The following is an 8069-nucleotide window of genomic DNA, read 5'->3' on the forward strand; positions in this document are numbered from 1 at the left end:
ACCCCGACGCCGTCCACGTGGTTCTCGGCCAGAGTCGCCCACCGCCCGGATGGCCGCGATCCGAACTGCCGGACTGCTTGCAAGCACTCGGACACTGAGGTGACGACATGATTCTCTCTGCCTACGAACAGCGGGAGTGGGACCGACTCCAGAGGCGAAAGGCGGATGCCCTCAACAAGCAGGTGAGGAACCTACTTCCGCAGTCGGCCCGGGACCGACTCGCTTCGCTCGGCCAGAAGGCGATGAACACCCCGGGCGCCGAAAAAGTGGCTGCCACCTACGGCGGAGCCGCAAAGGGTCTCGGCAAGGTTGTGGGAGACACCGCAGGCCGGACAGTGAGCAAGAAACGTGTTGTTGAGCAGTATCGACGTTCCGGCCACGACATCGCCGGGTTGGACGAGATCCGTGAGCTCGACCTGCGCGTCGTTGATGAGGTCGCGAGGCACAACTTGGTTCGGTACGGCCACGCGCTCTCGGCAGCGGCAACCGGCCTCGGATCCGCTGCGGCCGTGACCGGCGGAGAGGTGCTCGTCGGCGCCGGAACGATCGCGGGCGCGGGTGCGGGCGCCGCACCCGGACTGGGGACCGTAGCCGGGGCGATGCTCGCCGACACCGCGATGATGCTCGCCCTCGCCACGCGAACGGTCGCCGCCACAGCTCTCTATTACGGCTACTGCCCGAGCGATCCCGAAGAGGAACTCTTCGTGATGTCCGTGATTGCTCTGGGAATGGCCACGGGCACATCGGCGAAGACGGCCGCGTACCGCGAACTGTCCCAACTCACCCAGTTGCTGGCAAGGAACGCTCCTTGGGCCAAGTTGAACGAGAAGGTTCTTACCAAGATCGCCCAGGCCTTCGCAGCGAACTTTACGCAGCAGCTGACAAAGAAGAAGCTCGGGCAGTTCGTGCCCATCGCCGGGATGGCTGTCGGCGCAGGGCTGAGCTACAGGCACATCGATCGCATCGCTGTTTCGGCGCGCGACGCGTATCGCGAACGCTTCCTGATCGAGAAGTCGGGCGGCGACCTGGCCGGTGACCCGCACTACGGCGACGCCGACCCCGCGCAGGACGATGACGTGATCGGCGTGATCGAACTGCTCCGGGAGGAGGATTCCTTGCCGACGTCTACCCCGTCCGACTCCGGGGACAAGCCGGACAACTGAACTTGTCTAACCGTGCAAGATGTGGGTGACAGGCCACCTGTCGGACTGGGCACCCATGGGGGTTACGACCGTAGGGCTCAGATGGTCTGGTCGGCGGTCAGTACGGCGAACCCGGCCCACGCCTGCGGGTGACCGTCAGAGCCACGTGCCCGTACCCGGCGGACGTCATCACCGTCGACGGCATGCCCCTGGTCCGCCCGTACGTCGTCGAATGGGAACGCGAGCGGGACGAACATGCCCGACCCCGCCTTCAGCGGGAGCGGCGCCGGGCGGCGGTCCTGGCGACGCTGGGGCAGGACTACGTTCCGGTTCCGTGGGAAGTCGCCGTATGAGTACGAATGCGTCTCGTCTGCGCAGCCCCGGCGTCGACCCGGAAACCGGCAAGGAGGCCTTCGCGGTCACGCGCCCCGGCGGTCGTCTTGAGGAGCTGGCCGACGCGCACGCCCTGAAGGCCGCCGCCGTCCTGGTGACGATCGTCGGCGCCGTACTGGAGGTGGGGAAGGCCTCGGACGCCGAACTCGCCGCCTGCGTAACGCCGTTGCATGCCGCGCTCGAAGAATGCGTCGGCATCATCGCGACCGACCGGGCGTGACGACATAGAGGTATTCGGCCTTGAGGCCGGCGGCGCCCGGAGGGTTCGTCCCTGGGCGCCACTGACCCACATCCGCCGCTGCTCCTTGACCTCAGGCCCGTATCTGATCGGCGACCTCAGGTCTGTATCCGGCTGGCACCCTTCTCGTACGCGTGGCGCTCGGCTGCCCGTCTCGCTCCCGGATGAGACCGCGATGCGCGGTCCACGACCGAGCGGCGGCAACCAGGGTGCACGGTGCGGAAGTTCAGCTCCCCCGCGCGGCACGTGGCTCGCCCGGCGGCTTGCCGGGCAGCGGCTCGACGTGTGGGGCATCCTCTACGACTTCGACACGTCGACACGCACCACGCGTTGAACGCTGATCGTCGCCGAGCTCGCCCCGGACCGCGGCGCCCGCAAGGCCGCCTGGCGGATGATCCACGGCGAGGAGGGCCCGGATGATGACGTCCGACTCGTACGCCTCGGCTGGATATGCTGACCGGGCCACCCTTTGGAGGACATTGTGAGCACACAGTCGGACCATGGCGCGGAGCTGCTCCCGCGCCCCGAACGTACCCCCGACGCCGTCCGTGTGGCGCTCGCCCGGATCGCTCCTCACCGCCTGGACGAGATGGAAAAGCACAAGGAAGAAGCACTCGCCGCCGCCATTCGGACCAGCAGGATCGGGCACCTTCAGCACTGGCTGACCCACTGGGCCTCTCAGGTGGAGATCGAGCGTCGCCCCGATCTCTCCGCACGCCGTAGCCATGCTCTCGCCACGATCCACGGCACGACCAGCAAGGACGACCCCGCATTCCGATCCGCCATGGACGAGCTGCGTGCCGTCGAGGATATGGCGACGCAAGAGGTGTCCGAGTGACGTGGAGGTGGGAGTACGACCCCAGCGAGGCGTACGTCATCGGCGGAGCACCGCCGGCGTTCGTCGCCGAGGTCGAGAAAAGGGCTGACGAGCTGGTGCGGGCTGCTGCGGCCTTCTACCTCGACGGAACCCAGTACGAAGGGCTGGGTCCGAAGGGAGATACCGCACATATCGACAGCGGATTCCTCGTCTACCTCATCGTTCCCCGGCACGAGTGCGTATACGTTCGCCAAGTGACCTGGATCTGATCCGGCGGTCGGCCTCCGGCTCGTCGGAGCGGGGGGTTCTTTGTCTCGGCCAACCGTGCAAGACGCGGGTGCCCAGCCGCCAGTGCGACCGGGCTCCCCGGCGATGACGAACGGACGGTTCATACGGTGCGGAGTACGTCCTGCCGACGGGTGGCCAACCGGCCGCCGCACCCTCCCGCCCGTCGTCCACCGCCGTGCCCGAGCCCCTGTCGCGCCGCGACCGCTGGACGGCAGATTGACGCAGCGGCCACACTTGACCCCTGACCGTGACTGTTCATCACGCACACCCGGGGGCAAGGTGCCGCAGGAGGCGATCTCCGACCGTTACGAACTCCTGGAGGAGCTCAGCCACGGCGGCATGGGCGACGTGTGGCGCGGCTACGATGCCGTGCTCGACCGGCCCGTCGCGGTGAAGCTCATCCGGCAGGCGTCGGTCACCTCCCCACAGCTGGCCGAGGAGTTCGCCAAGCGGTTCCGCCGCGAAGCCCGCATCACCGCGCGCATCCAGCACCCCGGCGTGCCGCAGGTGTACGACGCGGTGCTCGACGCGTCCTACGAGCGGCTGTTCCTGGTGATGGAGCTCGTCGACGGCGTACCGCTGTCCGCCTACCTCGACCCCGGCCGGCCGCTGCCGGTCAGCTGGGCGGCCGCCGTCGCCGCGCAGATCGCGACCGTGCTGTCGTACGCGCACGACGTGCCGGTCATCCACCGGGACCTCAAGCCGGGCAACATCCTCGTCGCACGCGACGGCACCGTGAAGGTCCTCGACTTCGGCATCGCGGCGATTCTGCGCACCGACGTCACCAAACTGACCGCCACCGGCAGCCCCATCGGCACCCACCAGTACATGTCGCCCGAGCAGGTCCGCGGCGGACGCATCACCCCGCAGACCGACCTGTACGCGCTCGGTTGTGTGCTGCACGAACTCCTCAGCGGGCGCCTCGCGTTCGAGGCGGAGAACGAGTACCTGCTGATGTACCAGCACGTCAACGCCGCCCCCACCCCGCTTCGACAGCTGCGGCCCGACGTCCCCCAGGCGCTGGAGGAGCTGGTCCTGCACCTGCTGCGCAAGGCGCCCGAGGCGCGGCCCGCCGACACGCAGGAGGTGTACGCGCGCCTGCTGCCGTTCCTCCCGCCACCAGGCGAAGAAACCGGCACATCCGATGCCGGGCCGGCCGGCACACCCGACCCGACAGGCGTATTCCGTCATCCTTTCGCGCCCCGCGCCCGCGCCCAGGCCCCCGCACCCGGCGGTTCGACGCCGACAGCCGTCCTCCCGGGGGCCCAGCCGCCCGTCCCCGCCCAGCTGCGCGAGTACATCAAAGAGGCGTACGCCCACTCCGACGCCCTGCTGGAAGAGGAGCGGTTCGCGCAGGCCGCCGAGGTACTCGGCGAGGTCATCGAACCCGCGGCCCAAGCCCTCGGCTCCGAGAGCAAGCAGGTTCTGGCGCTGCGCCGCCAGCGAGCGGCGATCCGCCTCCTCGGCGGCGACTACCGGGCCGCCCTGCCCGAGTTCGACGCCCTCGCCGACGCGTACGCCCGCATCGCCGGACCCACCAGCGAGCAGACCCGCGCCTGCCGCGCCCAGGCGGCCCGGTGCCGCGCCGAACTCGGCCAGGTCACCGACGCGCTCGCCGCGCTCCAGGGCGTGCTGAACGTCGTTCGGGCCGTCGACAGCGACGTGAGCGAGGAAGCAGTGGAACTGCGGCACAACATCGGGATGCTGCTGCTCGCCCAGGGCCGGGCCGTCGAAGCCCGGCAGGTCCTCGAACCGCTCCATCAGGACATGTGCATGGTGTTCGGCCCCGCCGACGAGACGACCGTCGAGATCGCCGAGGCACTCGCGGTGATCCGCCTCGGCCTCGACGGTTCCGCTTCCTGACCCGTCCTCCAGGAGCGCATTGTGCTGCGTCAGCATCAGGGATCCCGCCAGGCTCCGCGAGAACATCAGGCAGGCGCACAAAGACGTTCTGCTCGTGGAGGAGCGGTTCTCCCACACTGCCGAGGACCTCAGCGACATTGTCGAGCCGACCGCCGCGGCGCTCGGCAGCTCGGCCTGTGCATGGAGCGTGCCACGGTCCGCCTTCTCGATGGCGACTACCGCCGCGCCCTGCCCAAGTTCGACGCCCTCGCGGGCGCCTTCTCCCAGCTCCCCCTTTCCCCTCCAGCAGCAAGGCTTAGGTGACATGTCTGATTCCGCCACCGGTCCCGCAGAGGCACAGTCCCGCGCCCGCTACCTGCTCGACGGTCGGCGGGTGACCATCGCCGACCTGCTCGGCAGCGGACTGCTCAAGGAAGGCGCGCGGCTGCGGTTCGTCCGACCCCGCGTCGGCGAGTCACACGAGGCCGCGGTCACACACCGGGGATGGATTCGGCTTTCAGACGGGGAGGAGTTCCGTTCGCCTTCCAAGGCCGCCATGGTCGCCGTCGGGAACGGAACGTTCGACGGCTGGGAGGCGTGGCAGGTCGACGACGGCAGATACCTCACACAGTTGCGTCAGGAACTGCTCGACAGGGCGGCCGAGGAGGCCGACCCTACGGCACCGGAGAAGGAGCACCAGCAGACATCCGTGTCGCCCAGGGAGCGGCACGCGCGGCTGAAGGAAGCACGTGAATGGGCAGAGACAGGGAGTCCGTTGTCTCTCTCAGTTCAGGAGTTGCTGGCCTGGTGGGGCGCGACGGGCCGAGGCGCCGTCAACGACCAGATCCAGGCCGAACTTGCCAACCACAGCCTGATCACCTCGCCCGAATTCGACAAGGTGTCCCTGACCGCGACAGTCCGACTGGTCAAGGCTGCGGAAGAGCAGACCGAAGACATTCCCCTCGCCGGATCGCCAGTGACGCCCGCGACGCTGGCCGGAGTGTCCCAAGAGCTGGATTCACGCGAGACGGGATTGACCGTCGGCACCCTGCCGTCCGCCCTCGCCGGCATCGTCAGTGTCAAGCCGACGGCCACGTTCGAGGAGGTCATCACGCTGATGGTCCTCCACGACTTCTCCCAATTGCCCGTCCTCGCCGGTCCGCACAACCTGCGGGGATCCGTCTCGTGGAAGTCCATAGCGCGCGCCCGCCATGCCGACCCCGGCGCCCACCTCTCCCAGGCGATCGTGGACGCACGCGACGTCCGCTACGACCACGACCTGATCGACGTCCTGCCCACGCTGGTCGAGCACGACTTCGTACTCGTCAGGGATCAGCACAACGCGATCGCCGGGATCGTCACCGCCGCCGACGTCGCCCAGGCCTACGGCGAACTGGCCGGGCACTTCCTCCTGATCGGCGAAATGGACCGCCGACTGCGACAGGTCATCGCGGGGGCCTTCACCCTGTCCGAGGTCACCGGCCTGTGCGACCCCGCGGGTGAACGCATCGCCTCTTTCGGGGACATGACGGTCGGCGACTACCAGCGGGTTCTGGAGAACCCGGGACTGTGGCAGCAGCTCGGATGGCCACTCGACCGCAAGGTGTTCATTGCGCGGCTGGAGGAGATTCGCCGGATCCGCAACAACGTCATGCACTTCAACAGCAGTGATCCCCTGCCGAAGACGGACGTCGACAAGATCCGGCATCTGAACAAGCTGCTGAGGGAGTACGGAGAATAAGCCTGCCTACCCGCTACTGGGTTCCACAGCCCGCGCCAAGACGAGCCCTCGACTGTCCACGGATGTAAAGCTGCGCCGATTCACGAGTTCAGCGAGCCTGATCGACCGTGCCGTGAACATACTGCCGCCCCCGCTCGGTCGTCGTAGCCGGGCGGGGGCTTCTGTTTACGCATAGCTCTGCACACGCCGCGACGGCTGTGTATCGTCCTGCGCTCGGGGCTGGGAGACTGGGGAGAGGAGGTGGTAGCCGTGGCTGGCAGCAGTGAAGAAGTGCGCTTCAGCGTGCCGCTGTATACGCAGGCCGAGGCCGCTGGCTACCTGGACATGGCACCCTCGACCTTGCGTAGATGGGCCAGGGGCTACCACAACAAGTTCCTGGACCGCCCAGACGTGTTTGGTGAACCCTTGATCACTTACTTGGGTTCCCCTCATTCGCCGCATCCGTCGATCCCATTCATCGGTCTGGCGGAGGGTATGTTCCTGTCCGCGCTGCGTCGAGCGGACGTGCCGCTGCAGAAGATCAGGCCGGCGCTTGAGCTCGTCCGGCAGCAGCTTGGAGTCCAGCACGCCCTCGCTTCACGCAGGCTGTACGTGGCGGGAGCTCAGCTGCTGTACGAGATCGGCGACGATCTGGGAGGCGACGACAAGCGGGAGACACGCAAGCTGATCGTTCTTAAGGATGGTCAGTACGTCTTCCGTGAGGTGATCGACCGATACCTCACCCGGCTCGAATACGATGACTCAGGCAACGAGTACGCCCGAAAAATTGATCTTCCCGGTTACGAGGTCGCGGACATCACGGTGTTGCCGGGAGTGAACTTCGGCCAACCGTTCTTCACCAAGACCGGTACCCCCCTGTACGTGGTGCAGCGTGACCTGCGCGCGGGCGAGTCCGTCCAGGACGTCGCTGACGACTATGGGCTGTCAGTAGATCAGGTCGACGAGGTACAGGAACGGATCGAACGCGAGGCTGCATGACCACAGCGGGGGGATTGCGTCTGTTCCTGGATCGGAGCACGAACGCAAAGCGGTTCGCAGAAGCCGCTCGGGCGCTGTGCCCAGACGTTCAGACCATCGGCGATCTCTACGGCGTCATACCCGCTGAGGCGGTCTTGGACGAGCAGTGGATAGCGGACGCAAGCGCCGCCGGCCGGATCTGCGTTGGGGCAGACCAGCGCATCCTCAGCAACCTGCTAGAACTCGAAGCGATCATCAATCACTCGGCTCGGTATCTCGTCTTTGCTGACAACAACACCCCCACCCGGCTGCGAATTGCCCACTTTCGAGAGCTCTACACCCAGCTTGAACCCCTCGCCGACATCCCGGGCCCGTGGGTCTACAAGCTGACGAGGGGCGGCCTGCAAGAGGTGAAAGGCGATGTACTGCGCGTCCGCCTGGCTCAGGCGCGTGAGCGGCTGTTGAAACCGGGCTTGAAGTCTTGACCAACGCCACCGATGCCTTGGTGGCTTCACCGATGAGTCTTGGCCCCACCCAACAACTTGGGTTCTAGAGGCAACGCCGTTCAGTTAGGGCGGGTTCGGTGGTGTCAAGGGCTGCTCGTGAGCATGGTGACGCTGATGGTGGCCTTGTAGGTGGTGCGGTCGATGG

Annotated in this window: 10 protein-coding genes; 9 read left to right on the forward strand and 1 reads right to left on the reverse strand. The window is 67.1% G+C overall.

Annotation, left to right across the window (positions count from 1 at the left end):
- Positions 1-107 precede the first annotated feature (107 nt).
- Positions 108-1163 (forward strand): EcsC family protein, encoded by a 1056-nt coding sequence (locus tag AB0I51_RS45855; RefSeq protein WP_362985044.1) that lies wholly within the window; start codon positions 108-110, stop codon positions 1161-1163.
- A 77-nt stretch (positions 1164-1240) separates the two neighbouring features.
- Here the strand turns inward: AB0I51_RS45855 and AB0I51_RS45860 are convergent, their stop codons facing one another.
- Positions 1241-1399, reverse strand: a complete 159-nt coding sequence (locus AB0I51_RS45860) for a hypothetical protein (RefSeq protein WP_362985046.1) — start codon at positions 1397-1399, stop codon at positions 1241-1243.
- Positions 1400-1491: 92 nt separating this feature from the next.
- Between AB0I51_RS45860 and AB0I51_RS45865 the strand changes: the two genes are divergently transcribed.
- From AB0I51_RS45865 to AB0I51_RS45900, 8 genes are all read left to right on the forward strand, one after another.
- Positions 1492-1755 carry a hypothetical protein gene (locus tag AB0I51_RS45865; protein WP_362985048.1) on the forward strand — a complete coding sequence of 88 codons (264 nt, stop codon included), beginning with the start codon at positions 1492-1494 and terminating at the stop codon, positions 1753-1755.
- A gap of 193 nt (positions 1756-1948) precedes the next feature.
- Positions 1949-2107, forward strand: a complete 159-nt coding sequence (locus AB0I51_RS45870) for a hypothetical protein (RefSeq protein WP_362985050.1) — start codon at positions 1949-1951, stop codon at positions 2105-2107.
- A 147-nt stretch (positions 2108-2254) separates the two neighbouring features.
- Positions 2255-2611, forward strand: coding sequence for a hypothetical protein (locus AB0I51_RS45875; RefSeq protein ID WP_362985052.1), 357 nt, complete (start codon positions 2255-2257; stop codon positions 2609-2611).
- Complete coding sequence (locus AB0I51_RS45880) at positions 2608-2859, forward strand: hypothetical protein (RefSeq protein ID WP_362985054.1); 252 nt, start codon at positions 2608-2610, stop codon at positions 2857-2859. Before AB0I51_RS45875 ends, AB0I51_RS45880 begins: the two co-directional genes overlap by 4 nt.
- A gap of 298 nt (positions 2860-3157) precedes the next feature.
- A complete protein-coding gene (locus tag AB0I51_RS45885; RefSeq protein ID WP_362985056.1) occupies positions 3158-4741 on the forward strand; it encodes a serine/threonine-protein kinase in 1584 nt (527 codons plus the stop codon).
- Positions 4742-5045: 304 nt separating this feature from the next.
- Positions 5046-6461 carry a CBS domain-containing protein gene (locus tag AB0I51_RS45890; RefSeq protein WP_362985058.1) on the forward strand — a complete coding sequence of 472 codons (1416 nt, stop codon included), beginning with the start codon at positions 5046-5048 and terminating at the stop codon, positions 6459-6461.
- A 249-nt stretch (positions 6462-6710) separates the two neighbouring features.
- Entirely contained in the window at positions 6711-7439 is a 729-nt protein-coding gene (locus tag AB0I51_RS45895) for a DUF433 domain-containing protein (protein WP_362985060.1), read from the forward strand.
- A complete protein-coding gene (locus tag AB0I51_RS45900) occupies positions 7436-7903 on the forward strand; it encodes a hypothetical protein (protein ID WP_362985062.1) in 468 nt (155 codons plus the stop codon). Before AB0I51_RS45895 ends, AB0I51_RS45900 begins: the two co-directional genes overlap by 4 nt.
- The last annotated feature ends 166 nt before the right edge of the window (positions 7904-8069 follow it).

This window comes from Streptomyces sp. NPDC050549 (genome assembly GCF_040655035.1).
In the GTDB taxonomy this organism is placed as follows: Bacteria; Actinomycetota; Actinomycetes; order Streptomycetales; family Streptomycetaceae; genus Streptomyces.